We start from the raw sequence: 1,231 nt of genomic DNA, 5'->3' as shown, positions 1-1,231 counted from the left end.
TGGACCTGTCCCGTTTTAGTGCCGCCCCAAGTGCTCGTTTAGGCCACTTTCCGCTCGAAGGCGACCGGGCTTTTCCAGCCCAATGCTGAATGCCGTCGGCGTGGATTGTAGAAGCCGTTGATGTACTGGAAGATGGCCAGCTCTGTTTCTCTGCGTGTCTGCCACGACTGGCGCCAGATCAGCTCAGCCTTGATCGTCTTGAAGAACGTCTCGACGGCGGAGTTGTCATAGCAGTTGCCCTTGCCGCTCATCGATACCTGGAAGCCGTGCTGGCGCAGGAGCTTCTGGTAGTCGTGCGAACAATATTGCGACCCACGGTCCGTATGGTGGATGTAGCCCTTGGGCGGCTGGCGTAGCGCTATGGCCATGTTCAAGGCGCGGATCGCCAGATCTCGTTTCATCCGATTGCTAACCGCCCAGCCAATCACACGGCGGGAATGCAAATCCAACATCACCGCGAGATACTGCCATCCTTCTCGGGTCAACACGTAACTGATGTCGCCCGCCCATTTCCGGTTGGGCGCGTCTGCCGTGAAGTCCCGGTTCAACAGGTTCGGCGCGATGTTGAAGGCGTGATTGCTGTCGGTCGTCACCTTGTATTTCTTCGATCTCTCGGCCCGTATGCCGTTCTCACGCATCAGCCTGCCAACGCGGCGGTGGCCGATGTTCAGACCAAGCTCCTTCAGCTCTTCGGTCATTCGTGGACGGCCGTAGCTGCCCAGGCTGAGACGGGACTGTTCCTTGATATGAACCAGCACGACCATGTCGGTCCGCTGCCTTTGACTGGCAGGACGGCTGCGATAGGCACGAAAGCCTCGTTCGCTGACATCCAGAACCTGGCAAAGACGATTGGTCAGGAAATCGCGGCCATGCCCTTCGACGAACCTAAACCTCATGGCTTTTGGCTCGCGAAGAAGGCCGTGGCCTTTTTTAGGATATCCCTCTCCTCCTTGAGAATCCGGTTCTCCCGTCGAAGCCGCTCGTTCTCACGGGCAAGGTCCAGTTCCTTGTCCGACACCACATCAGTGTCACGATACGCCGTCACCCATTTGTTCAGGGTAGAAAGGCCAACACTCAAATCTGAAGCAACTTGCCTGCGGCTCAGCCCGCTCGTCAGCGCGATCCGCACCGCATCAGCTCGAAACTCATCCGTCCGTTTCAATCCCATAGTTCATCTCCTTTGTTGCAATAAATGCTATCAAAGGAGCGGCATCAAACCGCGACACATCCA

1 protein-coding gene is annotated in these 1,231 nt (G+C 57.0%); it reads right to left on the bottom strand.

Annotated features, from left to right (window positions below; genetic code table 11):
* Window positions 1-38: 38 nt before the first annotated feature.
* Window positions 39-1,168 (bottom strand): IS3 family transposase gene (locus DJ029_RS21475; RefSeq protein WP_112324495.1). Its coding sequence is split into 2 segments (ribosomal slippage): window positions 39-925 and window positions 925-1,168, totalling 1,131 coding nucleotides; the frame shifts between segments, so codons are not numbered across the junction.
* Window positions 1,169-1,231: the final 63 nt, after the last annotated feature.

Source organism: Oceanibium sediminis, from assembly GCF_003265325.1.
GTDB lineage: Bacteria > Pseudomonadota > Alphaproteobacteria > Rhodobacterales > Rhodobacteraceae > Halovulum > Halovulum sediminis.
The sequence above is the reverse complement of the archived record's forward strand: the minus strand, read 5'-3'. Positions and strand labels throughout refer to the sequence as shown.